At 54.8% G+C, this 19127-nt stretch carries 17 protein-coding genes; 5 read left to right on the top strand and 12 right to left on the bottom strand.

The genetic code is table 11. The annotated features are described in order from the left end of the window. Window positions 1–32: 32 nt before the first annotated feature. Window positions 33–1472: a hypothetical protein gene (locus ACH2ED_RS13185; RefSeq protein ID WP_395091776.1), complete on the bottom strand. Its 1440-nt coding sequence runs from the start codon at window positions 1470–1472 to the stop codon at window positions 33–35. A 125-nt stretch (window positions 1473–1597) separates the two neighbouring features. Next, complete coding sequence (locus ACH2ED_RS13180) at window positions 1598–2290, bottom strand: hypothetical protein (RefSeq protein ID WP_395091773.1); 693 nt, start codon at window positions 2288–2290, stop codon at window positions 1598–1600. 374 nt (window positions 2291–2664) lie between these two features. Between ACH2ED_RS13180 and glmS the strand changes: the two genes are divergently transcribed. Together glmS and ACH2ED_RS13170 are read left to right on the top strand one after the other, a co-directional pair. After that, on the top strand, window positions 2665–4500 hold the full coding sequence (gene glmS / locus ACH2ED_RS13175; protein ID WP_395091770.1) for a glutamine--fructose-6-phosphate transaminase (isomerizing): 1836 nt from the start codon (window positions 2665–2667) through the stop codon (window positions 4498–4500). A 2-nt stretch (window positions 4501–4502) separates the two neighbouring features. Further along, entirely contained in the window at window positions 4503–5117 is a 615-nt protein-coding gene (locus ACH2ED_RS13170; protein WP_395091767.1) for a DUF4126 domain-containing protein, read from the top strand. Here ACH2ED_RS13170 and ACH2ED_RS13165 read toward each other — a convergent pair whose 3' ends face one another. From ACH2ED_RS13165 to ACH2ED_RS13150, 4 genes are all read right to left on the bottom strand, one after another. Continuing rightward, a complete protein-coding gene (locus ACH2ED_RS13165; RefSeq protein WP_395091764.1) occupies window positions 5118–5576 on the bottom strand; it encodes a CHRD domain-containing protein in 459 nt (152 codons plus the stop codon). A gap of 27 nt (window positions 5577–5603) precedes the next feature. After that, window positions 5604–6488, bottom strand: coding sequence for a fumarylacetoacetate hydrolase family protein (locus ACH2ED_RS13160; RefSeq protein ID WP_395091762.1), 885 nt, complete (start codon window positions 6486–6488; stop codon window positions 5604–5606). A gap of 4 nt (window positions 6489–6492) precedes the next feature. Then, on the bottom strand, window positions 6493–8445 hold the full coding sequence (metG, locus tag ACH2ED_RS13155) for a methionine--tRNA ligase (protein WP_395091759.1): 1953 nt from the start codon (window positions 8443–8445) through the stop codon (window positions 6493–6495). A gap of 84 nt (window positions 8446–8529) precedes the next feature. Further along, window positions 8530–8733: a zinc ribbon domain-containing protein gene (locus ACH2ED_RS13150; protein ID WP_395091757.1), complete on the bottom strand. Its 204-nt coding sequence runs from the start codon at window positions 8731–8733 to the stop codon at window positions 8530–8532. A 66-nt stretch (window positions 8734–8799) separates the two neighbouring features. On the opposite strand from ACH2ED_RS13150, the gene ACH2ED_RS13145 reads away from it, so the two are divergent. Beyond that, window positions 8800–11205, top strand: coding sequence for a DUF1549 domain-containing protein (locus ACH2ED_RS13145; RefSeq protein ID WP_395091755.1), 2406 nt, complete (start codon window positions 8800–8802; stop codon window positions 11203–11205). A 158-nt stretch (window positions 11206–11363) separates the two neighbouring features. Beyond that, a complete protein-coding gene (locus ACH2ED_RS13140; RefSeq protein WP_395091752.1) occupies window positions 11364–12419 on the top strand; it encodes a mannonate dehydratase in 1056 nt (351 codons plus the stop codon). Window positions 12420–13058: 639 nt separating this feature from the next. On the opposite strand, the gene ACH2ED_RS13135 is transcribed toward ACH2ED_RS13140, so the two are convergent. Beyond that, window positions 13059–14960 (bottom strand): TolB family protein, encoded by a 1902-nt coding sequence (locus tag ACH2ED_RS13135; RefSeq protein WP_395091750.1) that lies wholly within the window; start codon window positions 14958–14960, stop codon window positions 13059–13061. Between the two features lie 225 nt (window positions 14961–15185). Between ACH2ED_RS13135 and ACH2ED_RS13130 the strand changes: the two genes are divergently transcribed. Further along, window positions 15186–15581: a hypothetical protein gene (locus ACH2ED_RS13130; protein WP_395091748.1), complete on the top strand. Its 396-nt coding sequence runs from the start codon at window positions 15186–15188 to the stop codon at window positions 15579–15581. A 3-nt stretch (window positions 15582–15584) separates the two neighbouring features. Here the strand turns inward: ACH2ED_RS13130 and ACH2ED_RS13125 are convergent, their stop codons facing one another. The 5 genes from ACH2ED_RS13125 to ACH2ED_RS13105 all read right to left on the bottom strand — a co-directional run bounded on the left by ACH2ED_RS13125 (window position 15585) and on the right by ACH2ED_RS13105 (window position 18848). Next, window positions 15585–16076: a DinB family protein gene (locus ACH2ED_RS13125; protein WP_395091745.1), complete on the bottom strand. Its 492-nt coding sequence runs from the start codon at window positions 16074–16076 to the stop codon at window positions 15585–15587. A 60-nt stretch (window positions 16077–16136) separates the two neighbouring features. After that, complete coding sequence (locus tag ACH2ED_RS13120) at window positions 16137–17015, bottom strand: phytanoyl-CoA dioxygenase family protein (RefSeq protein WP_395091742.1); 879 nt, start codon at window positions 17013–17015, stop codon at window positions 16137–16139. Window positions 17016–17288: 273 nt separating this feature from the next. Continuing rightward, on the bottom strand, window positions 17289–17738 hold the full coding sequence (locus tag ACH2ED_RS13115; RefSeq protein ID WP_395091739.1) for a hypothetical protein: 450 nt from the start codon (window positions 17736–17738) through the stop codon (window positions 17289–17291). After that, window positions 17695–18090 (bottom strand): VOC family protein, encoded by a 396-nt coding sequence (locus ACH2ED_RS13110; RefSeq protein WP_395091737.1) that lies wholly within the window; start codon window positions 18088–18090, stop codon window positions 17695–17697. The genes ACH2ED_RS13115 and ACH2ED_RS13110 overlap by 44 nt, the downstream gene beginning before the upstream one ends. 11 nt (window positions 18091–18101) lie before the next feature. Next, window positions 18102–18848 carry a prepilin-type N-terminal cleavage/methylation domain-containing protein gene (locus ACH2ED_RS13105; protein ID WP_395091734.1) on the bottom strand — a complete coding sequence of 249 codons (747 nt, stop codon included), beginning with the start codon at window positions 18846–18848 and terminating at the stop codon, window positions 18102–18104. Window positions 18849–19127: the final 279 nt, after the last annotated feature.

The following is a 19127-nucleotide window of genomic DNA, read 5'->3' as shown; positions in this document are numbered from 1 at the left end:
CTGAATTTAAATCAGGGGCGTAGCCCCTACCGCTAAGGGGAAATTTTTGGCGCATTTTGTGGATCATGAAGCCATAAATCTGCCAAGAATGCTCCTGTACCTCCCGAACTTTGATCAGGAGAAACAATCTCAAAGTTTGCGAGAGGCCTTTGTTTTGAGCCGGGTACTAATTCAAATTTAACAATCATTTTCTCGCGGTCAATAGTGTATTGTTGCTTATAGATAAAGTTTGAGTTTATCGACGTGAGTATATCGCTCATTAAATACAAACAAAAACTACTTTGAGCATCTTGACTCAAAGCATTGAAATTTATAGTATCATTTTTCGTTTGTTTTAAATTGATATCAAGGTAATACTCAAAGATATGTTTAGAAATTGATCTGATTTGCTTTGTGATTTCAATAAGATATTCTCTTTTTTCTTTTATAGCTTGATTCAATACTTTATTAATATCTGGATAATCGACTATTTCTGATCTAACTTCTATGGGTAGAATTGGTGTTTTTGCATAACTTAATATTGAATTTGGGATTGCTTTGAGCAAGTCGCCACGCAAATCTTGAATGTCATTACTAGTGGGGACTTTATAATGAGACATTTCAAATGAGTTAATTTTGTTTTTAAATACAATTCCTAACAGACTAGATATTCCTCGCAAAAGAGTTTCCTTGGGAATCAGATTTTTATCGCCAAGAACAATAATTCTCCTATACTCTAAACCAGAATTTATATTTATTTGTATCTTGTAATTTTTTTTTGCCCAATCTTCCAATTCACCTAAAGATAGTACGTATTTTATTGTTGTTATATCAAAAACTGGATCATCTGTTACCATATTGCTAGATTGAATAGCCGATCCAGCGCTACCTAGAGGTATTGATCTAGGTCTGCCGAAATATTCAAACTTAATAAACACTCTGCCAGCGGCATCTCTTAGAAAATCGCATCCCTTTTCATTGTTAATCATCTGATTCGCTGCATTAAAAGGGCCAGATTCTCTAAAAATATAAAAATAGTTTGCGATAAGTCCTAGAGCATGTTTTGATTCATTGCTCAGTGTTGATACCGTAACACCCGTTTTCATTTTTATTAAAGTATCGAATGGTATCGTATAATAAAAATTTTTTAAAACACTCAATACCGCAATAGGGTTTTTAGACTTATCAAGATCATTGATCTCTTTACAGAAAGGATCAATATAACGGCTCAAGTTCTGAAATACTACTGCATACTCTTTGGAATGAATAAATGGTGGGTCAGTTATGCTCGTATGTTTTTTTCTTATTAAATATAAATTCCTAATCTTATTTAATTCTAAGTCAAAATCTTTGATAAATGAGTTTAAGTCAGTAAATTTGTAAGATTTATCTGAATCAGTGAAAGGTACTCCGTCAAAGACAATACAATATCTGTTTTTCAGGCATATAGAATTTATCCTATCTAATAATAAACCTATTTCTTTCTTATTCATATGTTTTATACCTATGGAGTCTATGGATATTTATATATTGGATTGTGCCTTTTCAGAGGCTACTTCACTTCCACTAATGTCTAAATATCCATAGACCGCACTATTCGATGTTATACCGATAAAAATTAATACCGAATAGGTGTTCCGGTTAAAATTTGCGAACTTGAATAAGCCGTCCTAGTCTGATTCGTATAATTAGCAGAACCTGAAGCCATATTACTGATTTGCATGTTGAAATCAATGCACCATACTCTTGGTGTACTGATCGCATTTTTTTGATAACATAAATAGCTTGCTGTGTTGTTACTGCTGTAAGATCCAGGAGTGCCTCCCGTTTGTGTGCAAGAGTTGCTTGATGATTGTGCAACACTTGAGGCATAGCCACTTCCACTCATAGTTGCCACTGTAAAAGTGCCGCCAATAGTTGCCTGTATGTCACATTCGTAGTCTGTGCCCATGTCGGTATCATCTTCATCTTCACCTGGTACCCATTCAAATACTTGCCGAAGTACACGAGTCCACTGATGCTCAGCCTGAGCATAGATCGGATAATGCATTGCATTCTCCGAGCCAATCGCTTTGGCTGTGCCAGTTAAAACAAAACTCCCTGTTGACGCATCAGGGCTCCAATTAGGAGTATTAACATAAACGCCTGCGTGGGAGAAAATTTCGGGACTACTATGATCGCCCGTTTGAGTCTCGACAGCTACAAAGTTGAAATTATCAGCAAGGGATCTCTTAGGAAAAATCAGAACTAGACTTAAACAGCAAACCGTAGCCAAGACTTTAAAACATTGACTTTGCATATCTTTGAACATCCTTACTTTGCATTTGTTTTTTCATCTGCAATTGTGTTCACAGATATAGTCTTCGTCAAATTAGTTGGAGGAATGGTGTGCTGAATAGCATGAAGCTAATCTCCCTTGATTTCAGAACAAAGTAACATAACATGGTATTTTATTTATGTCAAGTCAATTTTTGGAATTTCTGCAATTTAGGTAAAAGTCATATTAAGACCGGCAAGGTTTCCAGGGAAAGCACCTGGATTGTTTTTCCTCGCCGTGTAACAGCCTCCAGCAGGCTCAGTGCTTTTGCATCGAAATCTTTTTGTTGCATCTGCGTCTTCCTTTTGTTCCTGCGAAGTGCCCAGGGTTCATACTCATACTCAAGGCCCGCGATACAATTAGAGCCTATGTGTGGAATTACAGGTTATGTGGGGCCACGCCCCGGCGTTCGGACTGTGATTGAGATGCTACGGCGGCTGGAGTACCGGGGCTACGACTCGGCGGGAGTTGCGGTGGCGTCCGAGGGGGATTTGCAGATTGTGAAGGCGGCGGGCAAGCTTGCCGTTTTAGAGTCGCAGCTCCAGGACCACTGGGAGACACACGGCGCCGCGATCGCCCACACGCGCTGGGCCACCCATGGTGGCCCGACAACCCCCAATGCCCACCCGCACTTCTCTCAGGACAGTAAGATCGCGCTGATCCATAACGGTATTATCGAGAACTATCAAGAACTGCGATCAGAGCTGCTTAATGAGGGCTTTCTCTTCGCGTCCGAGACCGACACGGAAGTGCTGGTGCATCTGGTAGACCGTGCATTTCGCACGTTGAGGGCGATGGAGGCGGCGATCCGTGAGGCGCTGACATTGGTGACGGGGGCGTACTCAATCGCCGTGTGTTCGTCGCATGAGCCGCAGACCATCTACTGCGCCAAGACGGCCTCCCCATTGATTCTCGGACTCGGTGAGGGCGAGAATTTTCTAGCCTCCGACATTCCCGCCGTGATGCGCTACACGCGAAAAGTGGTCGTGCTGGAAGACGGCGACTTTGCCAAGCTCACGCCCGGTGGGGTGGTTCTCACAGACTTGGCGGGTGGCCCGATTCACCGCGAGCCGTTTATGGTGACCTGGGATGAGCAAACGGCGGAAAAAGGCGGCTTCCCCCACTTCATGCTCAAGGAGATCCATGAGCAGCCGCGTGCGCTGGCCGACACGCTCCGTGGCCGACTTACCGACAATGAGCGCGTCTTTATTCCGGAGCTAGAGGGCTTCACCAAAGAGCAGCTTGCGGGCTTTACGCACATTCATATCGTCGCCTGTGGCACGGCCTACCACGCGGGTGTCGTCGCCAAGCGCTTCTTCGAGGGGATCTTGCGCCGCCCCGTTGAGGTAAGTGTCGCTTCTGAGTTCCGCTACTCCGACCCGCTGGTGAGCCAGCGGACACTCTGTTTGATCATCTCGCAGTCTGGGGAGACGGCGGACACACTGGCGGCGCTGCGCGAGGCCAAGCGGCTGGGAGCGACCATTGTCTCCGTGGTGAATGTGGTTGGTTCGTCCATTGCCCGCGAGAGCCATGCCTGTGTCTACACCCAGGCGGGGCCGGAGATCTGCGTGGCGAGCACGAAAGCCTATGTGACCCAGCTCATGGTGCTCTCTCTGATTGGCCTGCACTTTGCCGCTCTTGAAGGCAGGCTCACCGACACGGCGCACCAGAGCTTCGTGCGTGATCTGGTGGCACTGCCCGATGCCGTGGAGAGCGTGATCGGCAACGCTCTCCTAGTCGAAGATCTTGCCACAAAGCTTGCGGATCGGCGTGTTTTCTTCTATCTCGGGCGCGGCTACGACTACGCCGTGGCACTGGAGGCGGCGCTCAAGCTCAAGGAGATCAGCTACTTGCACGCCGAAGCCTATGCCGCCGGGGAGCTCAAGCACGGCCCGCTCGCGCTGATCGAGCCGGGCGTGATCGTGGTTTGTCTTGCTACCCAGCCCACAGTATTTGACAAGATGATGAGTAATATCAAGGAAGTCGCGGCACGCGGCGGCACTGTTGTGGGCGTGGTTTTTGAGGGAGAGCATAGATTGGACAGCACGGCGGATCACCTGCTCCGTATTCCTAACGTCCGCCCTGAGCTTGCCCCGATTGTCTCCATTGTGCCGATGCAGCTTCTGGCGTATTTAGTCGCTCAGCAGCGTGGCTGCGATATTGACATGCCCCGGAACCTCGCGAAATCTGTCACCGTCGAATAGCCATGGGTAGCTTGGCAACACTGGGCATGGCGCTGGGGGGTGCGTGGGTCTCGGGGATCAATCTCTATGCGACCGTGGCGACTCTGGGGCTTCTGGGGCGCTTTGCCCACCTGACACTCCCGGGTGACTTGAACTTTCTCACGAGCGGGTGGGTGATCGGGGTAGCGCTGGTACTCTATGTTGTGGAGTTTATCGCCGATAAAATTCCCGTCGTGGATCATGCCTGGGATGCGATCCACACTTTTTTGAGGGTTCCCGCCGGGGCCATTCTAGCGGCGGGAGCGTTTGGGCACTTCGATCCGACTGTTAAGACAATCGCCTTTTTGATCGGGGGAACACTGGCACTCTCCAGCCATGGCACTAAAGCGGCGGTTCGGCCTGCGGTCAATGCGACACCAGGCGCGGGGGCACTGATCAGTCTTGCGGAGGATGGTATCGCCATTGGCACTGCCTCCCTAGCCGTTTTCTACCCCGTCGCTGCCCTCGGTGTGGTGCTGGTTGGGGTGGGGGTTTCCATTTTTTTCTGGGGCAGAATTCGCAAAGCGCTCCGTAGCCTCTTCCGCAAAAAAACAAATGCCCCTCTCCGTGAAGCGGGAGAAGGGCAGAGCAGAGACTAACTAGGCCTTGACAAGGTCACCGCGTAGCTCGCCACTGGGGTTGGGCACCGTGTGAACATTGATGTAGTGTGTCTTGTTGCTCAGGCCAGACACGGCTGCATCGTACTTGAAGTCCAGATGAAGCTCACCGGGCTTGCTCGTATCGCGCGTTCCCGTTCCTGTACCCGTGAGCAGGTTAAGAACGACGGAGCCATTCACGCCCGGGGCTCCTGCGTGGATATGTGCACCCGTGATGGTACCCGTAAGACCAAGGATGTCCACTACCACGCGGGTCTTTCCGTCCACCGTTGACACCGACGCCGTACCGACACCAGGGGTGCTATTGGCGGGTACTTCCTGGTTACCCAGCAGTGTGGTAGTAAAGTAGTCCGTGGGAACCACTCCCGAACTGCTCCCACAGCCTGCAAAGAGAACGCCACTTAGGGCGAAAAGCGCACAGAAAACACGTCTTGTTAACATAAAAAATCCTCCGGCTCGCATTTTACCTTAATTTGCCCCTTTTGAAACAGCGCTTCGCAAGCACCCGATTCCCTCGACCTCCACCTCCACAAGATCACCCACAACAAGCGGCCCCACTCCGGGCGGCGTCCCTGTTGCGATCACGTCGCCGGGCTCTAAGGCAAACCACTGAGAGAGATAGGCGATGAGCTTGGGAATTGAGTGGATCATCTGACTGGTGCGCCCGTCCTGGCGCGTCTCGCCATTCACCCGGAGCTGCACCCCGACATCCGATGGGTCCGGGATCTCGTCCACCGTCACTAAATGCGGCCCGAGCGGGCCAAACGTGTCGAGGCTCTTGGCCAGAAACCACGGATGTCCCTTACTCTGGAGCGCCTTGGATTTCTCGCGCGCCGTGACATCGTTAAAGCACGTGTAGGCCACAACGCAGTCCATCGCGTCTTTTTCAGGGATATTCTTCCCGCCTTTGCCCAGCACCACGAGCAGCTCGCCCTCAAAGTCCACGCGCCCGGCCCAGTCGGGAATACATATCTCGCGGTCTGGCCCAATGACGCTCTGGGAGGCTTTCAGAAACACCACGGGCTCATCGGGGACGGCATTACCCAGCTCTCTGGCGTGCTCGGCGTAGTTGCGGCCAATGGCTAGGATGCGATTGGGGCGTGGAATCGGTGCAAGACGCGGCGCAAACGGGGCAAGCAGCAAGTCATCGAGCTGTCCCGTCTCCAGCAAGATCGAGAGCGCCCGCTCTAGCCGCTTGCTCAGCGCGGTTACGTCGCACGCCGCCTCAAACGGGGTGGCCGGAGTCGCCGCCATGTCTCCCGCCGCCGCCAGCGCCGCTGCCACAGGCAGGAGCTGCTCCTCGTCGCCGTAGGTCACGGCCAGCCGATTGTCCGAAAGAAGTGCTAGTTTCATCGGGTTACCGTACCGTGCTTCCTGAGTCGGCCTTTTTATCGGGCTGGAGGAGGATCGCATTGCCCTCGGCATCGGTGGCGGCGAGCAGCATACCCTTACTCTCGACACCGCGCATCTTACGGGGCTTGAGGTTGTAGACCACGACTATCTGCCGTCCGACAAGCTCCTCAGGCGTGTAAGCGGTGGCGATGCCGCTGACAATCTGCCGATCCTCTTCGCCGATCTTCAGTTGCAGCTTCAGGAGCTTATCAGCCCCTTCGACTTTCTCGGCAGCCACAATATCGGCGATACGTAGCTCGACTTTCAGAAAGTCATCAATGGTAATTTCGTTGCTGGTCTCAGCTGGTGTCTCAGTCGCCACAGAGGGCGCAGGTGTTGTTTCCATGGGAGTCTCCGTTAAAGTTAAGATTTTCGTATCAACGCGCGGGAAGAGGGGCGCGGGCTCGCCGGTCCTGATGCCGCCGGGCAGTGTGCCGAAGCGTGTGCTCTCTTCCCAGGTGCCGTCTGTGAGCGAGGCGACACCGAGCTGCTGGGCCACTTCTGCGGCGACACCGGGCATGACGGGCGAGAGGAGGTAAGTCGCTAGGCGGACACCTTCCAGCGCATTGTAGACGGCCTCAGCGACGGCCTCCGTCTCGCCTGCCTTGGCCGCTTTCCACGGGGCTTTTTGTGCTAGGTAGACATTCACCGCGCGCAGCAGCGGCCAGACCGAGGCCAGCGCACTGCCCCAGTCAAAGCGCTCCAGGGCTTTTGTGTAGCCCGCGACAGTCTCGGCAGCAAGCGCCGCGAGCCCGGCATCGAGTGGGGCGTTTACGGGAACCACACCATCGAAGTACGTGGCTTTCAAGATGCGATTGAGCACGTTTCCAAAGTCGTTGCCCAGATCGGCGTTCCAGCGATTGGCGAGCAGCTCCAGCGAGAACTCAGAGTCATCGGTAAAGCGAATGTCGCGCAGTAAATAGTAGCGCAGCGCGTCTTTTGCAGCGCTTTCCGAGGCTCCGCTGGCGGCAACCAGTGCCTCTACCACGGCTTTAGGCTCCGGGATATTGCCCTTGCTCTTGCTACCCTTCTCACCGCCCACCGTCCACCAGCCGTGCCCGACTACGTGCTTGGGAAGCGGCAGACCTAGTCCCAGGAGCATGGCGGGCCAGAACGTGGCGTGAAACCGCGCGTAGATCTCTTTTGCCATCAGGTGCGCATCCGCGGGCCAGCGCGTGTTCCAGTCAGGGCTCTCTGGCCAGCCGGTGTCGCTTAGGTAGTTGATGAGCGCATCGAACCAGACATAAAAGACTTTCTCAGGATCACCCGGCACGGCAATGCCCCAGCCCGCGTTTTTGCGGCTAATAGCAATATCGCGCAGGCCGTCCTCGATCATTGCCAGCACCTCGTTGCGGCGTGTCTCGGGCAGTAAGAAAGTGGGGTGGGCATCAATATGCGCCTTGAGCCGCTCGCCGTAGGCTGAGAGTTTGAAGTAGTGCACCTCCTCCTGAATCCGCTCGACTTTTGCGCCGGTCTCTTTGACGATCCCATTCTCGTCCACATCGGTGTCGCGGAAAAATGTCTCGTCGGCTACGGAGTACCAGCCCTCGTAGACTCCCAAATAAACATCACCACTGGCTTGGAGGCGTGAGAAAACTTCGCGGACGACTTTCTTGTGGCGCTCCTCACTGGTGCGAATAAAGCTGTCGTACTCGATTCCAAGATACTGCCAGCACTCCACAAAGCGCTGGCTCACCTCATCCACAAAAGCCTGGGGGATCTTGCCCACCTTCACGGCGGCATCCGCGACTTTCTGCGCGTGCTCATCGGTGCCCGTTAAGAAGTAAGCGTTGTCGCCGCGCAATTTTCGATAGCGTGTGTGGGCATCGCACAGAAGCGTGGTCGTGGCGCTCCCGACGTGGGGAACCCCGTTGACGTAGTAGATAGGTGTAGTAATGTAGTAACGTTTTTCAGGCATAGTGAAGTCTGTATCGTCGCGTTGAGCAAAAAGTAAAAAATCAAAAAAAGCGGATCACACGGATCAGCGCCTGGTGGGCAGCGCTCAGCCAGGGCGTACACAGGCGGCAGCTCCCGCGTCCCAGCCACAGCTTTCTCCATGACTCTGGGCAGCGGTGAGGGAGAGCAGGCGCGTCTTCGTGAGCGTCCCACACTCGGGGCAGGGCGTGGGCTCGTCTTTTTGGGAAAATGAGCGCAACGTCTCGAAACTCTGCTGGCAGGACTTACAGCGGTACTCGTAAATGGGCATGGTGCTCTATTTTATCAGGCCTTTCCTTGCCGTTCTGATTGGGGAGATAAACGGTATAATCCGTTTATGAAACGGCTAGTCTGCATCGGGGCACTACTTGGTTTAGCGGCGCTGAGCTACAGCGCGCCCCCAACCACTAAACTCACGCTCGCGTTTTCGGGCGGGGAGAAGGCCATCGCGCTCGCGGGAGCGTACTCGTCGGCGCGGGTGCTGGTGGAGGAGAATGGGCGGGATGTGACCGGCGGTGTCAAGCTGGCGCTGGCAAACCCGAGCCTTGCGGTGCTGAAAGACGGCATGCTCTGGCCACGTAAAGACGGCGCGACGGTGCTGACGGCAACGCGCAACGGGCAGATACTGATGATCCCTGTGCAGGTAACAGGCCTCGCGGGGGCTAAGCCGCCGCGTTTCCGGTCAGATGTGATGCCGCTTCTCACGCGCTACGGCTGCAACCAAGGCGGCTGTCACGGGGCACAGCAGGGCAAGGGCGGCTTTAAGCTCTCCCTTCAGGGCTATGACCCGGATGCCGACTACGAGTCTATTACCCGTGCCGCCGCGGGCCGCCGTGTGTCGCCCGCGCAGCCGGAGAATAGCCTACTTCTGCGTAAACCGACGATGCTGGTGAGCCATAAAGGCGGCCAGCTCTTTGAGGCGGGCTCGCCCGCGCACAAGCTCCTGGCCGACTGGATCGCGGCGGGGATGCCAAAGCCTCTGCCTGAGGAACCCGACGTGACGGGGCTGGAGATCGTGCCCGCCGTGCGAACGCTCTCCGTGGGGCAGAAACAGCGCTTTCGTGTCTGGGCGAGCTTTTCCGATAAAACCCGCCGCGATGTGAGCGCGGAGTCTCTGTTCAGTGTCAGCGATGGCTCCGTCGCGCAAGTCACGCTCGATGGCAATGCAAAGATCGTCGGCAAGGGGGAGGGCGCAATTCTCATCCGCTACCAGGATCGGGTCGCCACGGCATCGCTGCTGAGTCCCTTTGCCGCGCCCCGTGCCCCGCAGGCCCAGCCTACCACGGTGGATCGTCTGATTGAGCGCAAGCTCGCCGCACTCGGCCTGGACACATCGCCCAACTGCTCAGACTCGGACTTTTTGCGCCGCGTCTCGCTGGATCTGATCGGTCTGCTCCCGACGCCCGATGAGGCCCGTGCGTTTCTGACGGATACCGATCCACAGAAGCGCACCAAGCTCGTGGAGAGATTGTTGGAGCGCCCCGAGTACGTGGACTACTGGACTCTCAAGTGGGGCGATCTGCTGCGGAGCAATCGCAATGTACTGGGTGACAAAGGCTTGACGGCGCTCAACCGCTGGATTCGCGATAGCGTCGCGGCCAATAAGCCCTGGAACACGATGGCACGTGAGCTACTGCTCGCCCGGGGAAGCGCCTACGACGAGGGCCCGGCCAACTACTTCCGCGCCGCTGCCACGCCTGATGCGCTTACCGAGACCACCTCGCAGGTCTTTCTGGGTGTCCGGATTCAGTGTGCCCGCTGCCACAACCACCCGTACGAGAAGTGGAAGCAGCACCAGTACTACCAATTCGCCGCGTTCTTCTCGCGTGTCAAGACCAAAAATGGCGAAGCTCCCGATGAGAAGATCATCTACACGGTGAGCTCCGGTGAGACGACCAACCCACGCACGGGTAAAGTGATGACGCCGACTGCCTTAGACGGCGCTCCTGTCCCCAAAGAATTCACGGGTGACCGGCGCCTCGCGTTTGCGGACTGGCTCACGGATACGAAGAACCCCTTCTTTGCCAAAGTCCTGGTCAACCGGCTCTGGAAGCACTTTATGGGGCAGGGCCTGATTGATCCCGTGGATGATGTGCGGGTCACGAACCCGCCAAGCAATCCGTTGCTTCTGGACTGGTTGGCCGCTGATTTTGTGAGCCATGGCTACGACTTGAAGCACACGATGCGCACGATTCTTGCCACGCGCGCCTACCAGCGCACCGCCTTCCCCAGCAAGATCAATGTCGCTGACACGCGCTATTTTTCGCACTACTTCTTCAAGCGCTTAGACGCCGAGCCGCTCCTAGACGCCGTGGGCTCCGCGACCGGCGTGCCCGAAAAATTCGGTGGCTACCCCGCCGGGATGCGCGCCGCCGAGCTCCCGGACACGACAGCGGGCTCGTATTTTCTCGATCTGTTTGGCCGTCCCGCTCGCAATATCGTCTGCCAGTGTGAGCGCTTAGAGGCCCCGAACCTTGGGCAGCTCCTGCACTTCATGAACGGCAAGGGCATCAACGAGAAGCTCTCTAACAAGACGGGCCGCATTGCCAAGCTCGTCGAAGCAAAAACACCCGAAGTCAAGCTGGTGCAGGAACTCTATCTCGCGTCGCTGACTCGTCTCCCCGATGGGGGCGAGACATTCGATGCCGTGATGTCTCTGCGCGAAGCCAAAGATAAGCGTAAGGAAGCCGAGGACATCCTCTGGGCACTGCTCAACTCGAAGGAGTTTCTGTTTAATCATTAGCAGTCCTAGTAGTCGCCCCGATGAACCGGGGCGTCTTATTGTCCTCATTCTTCGGACACAAAGGGCCTCCGGCCCATCCGAACTCTGCATGGGCGGCACGCCCTTCGTGTCGCGAAGCGATAAAAAGACGCCCCGGTTCATCGGGGCGAGATAAAAAGATGAGCAACACAACGCAGTATCCACTCCGGGCGGTGCCAGGGTTCTATGGCTCCAAGCCGGGTATCCAGATCGGCACCTATGTCAGCTCCGAGGCGAGCGACGAAGACCTCCAATTTTTGCAGCAGCTCGGGGTCGAGTGGGCGATGCTCAATATCGTCAACCCGGCGCACCACACCGCCGATGACTACTGCCGACTGAGTGAGCGGCTTGGCAAGTACGGGGTGAAGATCTATCGTATCGGCAACCACGGGGTGCACAACGTTCCCGAGATCACGCTGGGCTTGCCGGGGCGCGATGCGAAGATCGAGGAGTTTCTGGGATTTCTGCGCAACTTGCAGAAAGCGGGGATTTTCTACCACACCTACGCCCACATGGGAAATGGCATCTGGAGCACGGGGCACACGGCGGGGCGGGGCGGCGTGCAGGCGCGGGTGCTGGATATTAAGAACGCCAAGGGGCACTGGATCGAGAAAGTCTTCGAGGGGGAGCTGACCCACGGGCGGGTCTACACGGAAGATGAGCTGTGGGAGAACTACACGTATTTTATGAACCAAGTGGCTCCCGTGGCGGAGGAAACGAAGGTCTGTATCGGCATCCATCCCGACGATCCCCCGGTCTATGCGCTGGGCGGGATTCCACGCTGCATCTTTGGCAATGCGGCGGGCTACCAAAGAGCGCTCGACATCGCCAACTCGCCCTACATTGGGGTTTGTCTGTGTGTCGGGTGCTGGCTGGAGGGCGGGACGGTTGGGATGGGCTGTGATGTGATCGCCGCCATTCGCAGCTTCGCGGCGCAGAAGAAGCTCTTCAAAGTCCACTTCCGCAATGTCAGCAACCCCATGCCGGAGCCCTGGCAGGAGACCTTCATTGACGATGGCTACCAGGACATGCACTTAGTGATGCGTGCCCTGCGCGAGGTGGAGTACGATGGCGCGATCATCCCGGATCATATTCCCCAGATGCTCGGCGGCTCCCGCCCTGGCCTGGCCTACTCGATTGCCTACATGAAAGCTTTAGTGCAAGCCGTCAACAACGAGTACGACGGCGCACGCTAGCAAAAAACGTATCGCCTCTCCTCACGCAACACTACGACCTGGGGATGGAATTTGCCTGGGCCTGGATAAAACGCCAGCACTGATTTTCGTCTATCTCATAAGGGTTCCATTGATCATGGTAGATCCATCGGATGCGCTTCCATGCGGCAGATCGTCGTAGCGAAGTGGCGTCCTTTTGGGCTTGCTGATGTGTGGGTACCAGGATTGGCCGCTCCCGGAAACGCCCCTCCGTTCGGACGCATTTCAGGCAGCTCTGTGTCGGTTCTGGTTCGCCATTAAATTGATCGCCTTCGCTAAGAACAAAAAACGAATTTCCAGACGAGGCGACCGGATGGAGCAACCAGACTGTTGGGGGCATCAGGTGGTACGGGAGGTTCAGGCCACCGTAGTGAGGCCCTTCCGAGTGGCTGTGTTTTTTGGGGAGGATACAAAATCCGCAAGATCCAGCCGACACGCTCTGGCAAACAGTAAGACATGATGGCCAGCGCACTAGTAGGTCATTTGTCTCGAAAACATGAACCGCTCCGAAGCCATCCTCCATCGTGAGTTTATGACTCCTTCATCGACAGCAACCAAGTAGGAATGCTGTGTACCGAGACAAATGACCCAGTGGAAGCCTCCACAACGTCCCTAATAGACCTACTTAATCCCATAGGGGTCAATGCTAGCAAGCCCATAGCGCTGCTTGGTCGAGAACCGCGTGGTGGCGAAAACTAGTTTCTTACCATCGGGAGTCCAGGTAGGGCTAATGTCGTTGCCAAGCCATTGAGTCAGTTGCACTGAGTTGCGTCCCCGTAATACCCAAATATCATAGTTTCCTGAAGCAGTGGAGACATAAGCAATATCACCATTGCCGGTTGGATTGATAGCGGGTGAGAATTCATCCCCAGCCTCGCTCGTGATAGATTTCTTGGCTCCGCTGAGTGTGTCGATCGTCCAAATATCGAACGAGCCGCCCTCCTTACTGGAGTAATAGAGAGTTCGGTTGTCTATTCCCCATGCGGGCGTGATTCCATTAACCAAAACGCGCGGGTTCTTGCCCGGCTCTACTAGCCATATCTCGATTTCGCCGCGTCCGTTTTCTTTACTAAAAGCGCAACGTTTCCCATCAGATGACCATGCGGGGTCAAAACAGCGCTGGTCAAAATTGGTGAGTTGAGTCATACCAAAGGGAACATCTGGTTTTTCGGCTGTAGGTACTGCAACATACCAGAGGTTTTGAGCCATCTTGCCTCCTCGCGTTGCACTCTCTTGACGGGAAAATGTCACATAGCCAACATTATCACCCAAAACCGGTCCCCATGACGGCTTTAAGTCACTGCTACCGCGGTTGCTTCCAGTAATTTTATTAGAGCCTGTGCCAGGGGTAATGGGATTGTCAGCAAATATCTCCCATATATTATTGACATCGTTGCTCTTACTGGAGCGGTTTGTACGATAGAGCATCAACTTACCGTCGATAGAAAAAACAGGATCTAAGAACTCTGTCGTCTCATCATTACGCGTCAAGCTCTCAGCAGGGCCTAGGTCTGTAGGCTGTTGTGGTACGTTGACAGTGAGGTCTTCTTCTTCGCTCGACCACATACCGGGCTTGCTATCACGGGCATCGAGATAGCGAGACCGCACTCGAACCGAGTAAGGACGTCCGGCCTGGACATCGAAATTCGGCTCATAGACATAAATTGCTCGGTTCGTACGCTCAAGTCCTTGTGGCAATTTGACTCCCCAAATATTCAGCTCATACTCATCGGCGGGACGGATCGCCTGATCAAAGGCAACCCAGCCGCCGTCACTTGTTTGAAAGATGCTTCCCTCACGCCCAAACTCCTCACGACGGCGGTCTTTAGATCCTGCGCTCGGGGTGAATTGTATATCAAAGACCTGTTTCTCCGTCTCACGGCTTGCAAGGAAGAAGATCGGGGGACGCGTCGTTTTTAGTATTCCCGTCGGAAAAAGAATTTCGGGCGCTGAGGGGCGTTTAACCTTGCGGAGTGACTTGGGCCCAAGCTTACGGTCATAGTCCTTTAAATTAGTATCGTCACTTCGCAAGTCTATATCAATGAAGCTAATAAGTGCGTCGCGGTTTGGAGCACTGATATAAACGACACGATATCCGTCTTTACGCTCCTCAGTGGCAAAAACCGTGATATCGCCTTTATCAAGCCGACCACTTGATGCATTACTACTACTTTTCGATGAACTACTACTACCAGCCTTCACCGAAGCTGGGATCAGATATTCGAGCTCTGCGGAAATGTCCCCCTGCTCACGGTCAACGAGAATGAGAAGACTAGCCTTCTCAATCTGCTTGGAGTTGATCGGTGAGTCAAAGTCCAATTCACTGAAACCATCTTTGAGCTTCATTTCTGTAATCAGCGACTTAATGCGCCCGAAGTTGCGGACATTGCCAATGATGATAGTAGGCTTCTTCTGAAGGAGCTTACCAATTTCTTCAACACCCTTTCGCTCGGCAGGAGCAGTCAAAGGGAAAGGCGAGACAGTTATAGCAACAACAAAACAAAGGGGTAAAAAAAAATTCATCGTTAATTCTCCACTGCCAATGGTTACGCATAGTCACGATAATCTTACACTTTTTTATTGATATGTCAAGGGAGCCTTTTTCACGAATAATTTCGACGTGTGGGATGTCTTAAAAACCTTCCCGAAAGTCCCCGTTTTGGATACCTCATCGTTCAAAAACAGAGCTTTCAGAAATCCTGTTTCGATTCGTGAAAACAGCTCAAGGGATGAATTGTAGTGGATTGTTTGGCTCGAAAACACGAGTCGCTCTGGTGCTGTCCGCTATCGTCACAGGACGACTTCTTCACCGACAGAGACTGTGTTGCAATGTTTGATGCCGAGCTAAACGACCCACCAGATAAGCGGACTGTATCCGAAAGCCCCTTCCCACGCCCCGAGGGTACCCGGGGGTGGGGAGAGGTTACTCAAGATGTCTCCGCTTGGACGAAGCTCACCGAAACCTACGCTGCCTCCAGCGATGGAACCACCATTGTTGGCTATGGAACCCGCGCGTCGGACGGTTCCACGCAGGCATTCCGTGTCTCAAACCCAGGTCATTTTGGTCTTGGAGCGATCACGAGCGGCGCTCCCGAACCTGCCACAATCGTCCTCCTGACGGTGGGATTGCTGGGAGGACGCTGACACTTATGGCATCGGTAAGTCAGATAGGGGAGCTTTGGGGTAGCGCTCCCGTAGCTTGGTGAGCTGACCTGCATGGTAGGCATTGTGAACCAGGATGCTGGTAATGCCCATCAGACGAGTCGTTTGGGTGACATTGGGGGTAGGTGACTCAAAAAGTGACTCCGGGGTGAGTGCCGCGATCCCGTCCGCAAAAGCAGTGAGAGAGACTTCCACTTGGTCACGTGTGGCAAGCCAGCTCTGCGCCCCGACCGGCGGCCAGTCAGTAACTTCCGTATCCTCGCCTTGGAGAAAATGCACCGCCCAGTCCGTCCATGCACCGAGATGCAGTACAATTTCCCCGATCGAGCGCTCGTCGGGCGCGGGCTGCCACGCCGCTTCCTCTGCATCGAGGCTTGCCAGAATCTCCCGGAGTGGCGTGATCCAGACATCTTGAGAGACGATATTTTGATTCATCGTGGCAAGAGCGGCCAGAAGCTTGGTCTCATGTTTTTCCATGGAACCCATTGTGCCCGAAAGGCGACCAAAAAGCGATTCCGCCCAATGGAATTGGGCGGATTACGTCACAGGCCACCAGTACGACTCACGGGGAGCAGTGGGCACAAACTCTAGGCGCTCTTTGCCCAGGTAGTGCAGCGTCGCACGCTCCAGAAGCGAGAACTCGGAGATCTTTTCCCGGTTGAGGTTCATGGGCTCTTTGAGCACAACGGGTGGGTTGGTCATGAAGCGCGGGCGGCGGAGCGTGTTCTGCGACGACGCATGAAGCATGAAAGGGTGGAGGATGATAAAATCCCCGACCTCGCCGGTCAGCTCCTCGAAGCGCTGGCACTGGGAGATAATCTCCTGAAACTTGAAGTCGCCGGGGGCGACTCCCTCAGGGTGCTCGGCGAGTAGCTTTGCGATGACACGTACGGAGTCCGGGGCGATGAAAGTGCCCCCGCCCTGGTGGCGCATGTCCGACCAGAGAACAATGGTTAGTAGCGCCTGCTCTCGGCTGTCCAAAAAGTGCCGGAAGTAGCTCCCATCCTTGTGCCAGCCGGTTACGTCTGCACTCGGTGGCTGCCAGGGCTGATCCGCGCCCCGGTGGAAGTTGGCGACAAAGGCATCCGACCAGAGAAACGAGTTGATGGTCGAAAAGTGCGCCGACTCGATCTGCATCACCTGCGTCTCTAAGCGCTCCTCGCCGCCAACTAGGTCGCAAATTGCAGCCCAGGCTTTCGGGGCCAGCTCGTGCACGGGGAGCTTGTGGTGGTGATCCATCCAGACAATATCTTTTGTCCAGGTGCCCTGATCATCCGGATCGTAGCCCAGGCGGGTAAAGCCGTCGTCCACCCACTTCTGGGCAAGTGTAGGATCGAGGCAGTTTTTCACCACCAGGTAGCCGTTGTCTAGAAAGCTCTGCACCTGCGCGTCGCTTAAAATTTCATAGCCCTTCATGCTTGTAAGAGTTGATTAAGGGCAAGGCTATATCCTCCTAGGCATTGGAGGAAAGCAAGATGGCTGCTGCGTCGGCTCGGGGCAATCCCGGAATAAGCGCGAGAGAGGGCCGTCAGAACGTATTGTCTGTTGGCCATTCCTCATACTTGTTGCGCTGGTGCTGGCTCACCAGAGCAATCACCACTGCCGCGATGAGCGCGGACCAGAAAATATAATGCATCATGGTAGCTTCTCCTTATCCTAATGATTGGGAGAAGCTGCATTAAACCCTATCTAGCAAAGTTGCTGAATTTCGCGTCGGATCAGCCACAGAGGGATCGCTCCAAAGACACCGAAGGCGCAGTCAATGAGCCGCCATCCAAAAGGAATCCCCCGGAGCGGCCCGGCGATCAAGGCGAGAGGCAGCACCATTGCGCAGGCGATCAGCCCGAACTCGATCACCCAGATATTTTTCACAGGATCACGCCACGGTCCGATAAAGGCCATGGCAATCACTAAATGCGCAAACGCTAGCCAGTCCGTGCCGTAGGCCAGAAACGGATAGTGCGTGTCTGTTTCCACCAGCCCCGTGTGTACCGTGCGGAGCCACGCGGCCAGAGCACTGTCCCTGTTGCCAAACCAGCGCACCAGCAGCCCCAGCTCCCAGGTCAGCGAATCCGCCGCAAGCGTTTTGCTGAAGTCATAGAGGCCACGCGGCGTTTTGTAGGACGACACGGTAGCCATCGGCGTCCTCGAAGGTCTTGCCAAGTTTATCCCAGTACGGGTTGTAGGAAGGCACGGGAGCGAAGCCGTGGGCTTGCATCCGGGCGACGGCGACTTGCCATTTCTCCATGTCGGGGAGGTAGAAGACGAGCAAGTTGTCCTGAGTCGGGGCGCGTCCGACGGTGTGGCCTCGGTGGTGCGTGAACTCAAAGTGATACGGCGCACCCAGTTTGCCGAGCATCACACCGTCGAGGCCGTCGTGGTTCTCAAACGAGGCGAGAATCTCCAGGCCGAGGCCATCGTGGTAGAAGCGCAAAAGTTCCTCAAGATGATCCGTGGGGTGGGCTATGCGCAGAGTTGTCTGCGGTGTCATGTCAAGCTATTTTACTCGATAGACCAGGGGCAGTTATCCGCGCCACCACCGAGACCACAGCCAAGCCGACCACGCGCACTCCAGCGCACGTGGCCATCCACATAAGCAGCATTGGAACCGTTGGAGTGTCGGGTTGCGCTCAGGCGCAGGCCATGGGAGTTGCTGGGGAAGGGATCCCACCAGTAGCTACCCGTGAATTTCGTATGCGCCTCAGTCAGCAGAACGGTCTGGGTAGAGTCTGTTACGGCGGCCAGGGAGCTGGTGGAGAAGCCGTCTTCGTCCTGATTGGCAAAGAGTGGCGTCGCCCCACCAGGCGAGCGATGAACGCGCGGGACGGCGTAGGCGGCGGTGCCTCGAAAGTCTAGGGTCGAGTAGACAATCTCGTAGATCGGCTGACCCTGCTCATCTGTGCCTACCCGAATACGAAACGCCCGGCGGCGACTATCCGGTCGCCAGGAGCGGAGGCGCACTTGCGGGCAGAAATGCACCTGATAGGACTTAACATAGGGATGGAGAGCAAAGCGCCAGGTGTAGCCTCGAGGCGTGTCGGCCTCGCCAAAGAAGACAGCGGGCGGGGTCTCATCGTAGTCCTGAGTGTACATCAGCTGCCCTTGCGCAAGCTGCCTGAGATTCGCAAGACAGCTTGTCTGCCTCGCTTTTGCTCGCGCCTGTGCAAAGACGGGAAAGAGAATCGCCGCCAGAATCGCGATAATGGCGATGACAACTAACAACTCAATCAAAGTAAAGTTACGACGCATCTCCAATTGCCCCTTTATTTTCGTTAGGGCATTATACAGAAAAATACTAAGAATATGCCAAGAATTCTCAGAGGTCTGCTGTGACTTTTTTCTGGAGCCAGCGATCACGCGCCGTTTCCATGCGCTCTCGCCACTCGGGGCTCCAGCAGGGTGGGGTTCCAGAGCCGAATCAGCTCCGTGGCGTAGAACTCCGTCGCGGTCTCGCAGACCAGCCCGACGTGGGTGAGTGCTAGCCAGTAGAGCGGATCGCCGCACAGACATCGTCCAGGTCAATCAACC

It is taken from the genome of Armatimonas sp., assembly GCF_043757465.1.
Classification (GTDB): domain Bacteria; phylum Armatimonadota; class Armatimonadia; order Armatimonadales; family Armatimonadaceae; genus Armatimonas.
Note: the sequence above shows the minus strand (reverse complement) of the source record. Positions and strands in the feature narration are given on the sequence as shown.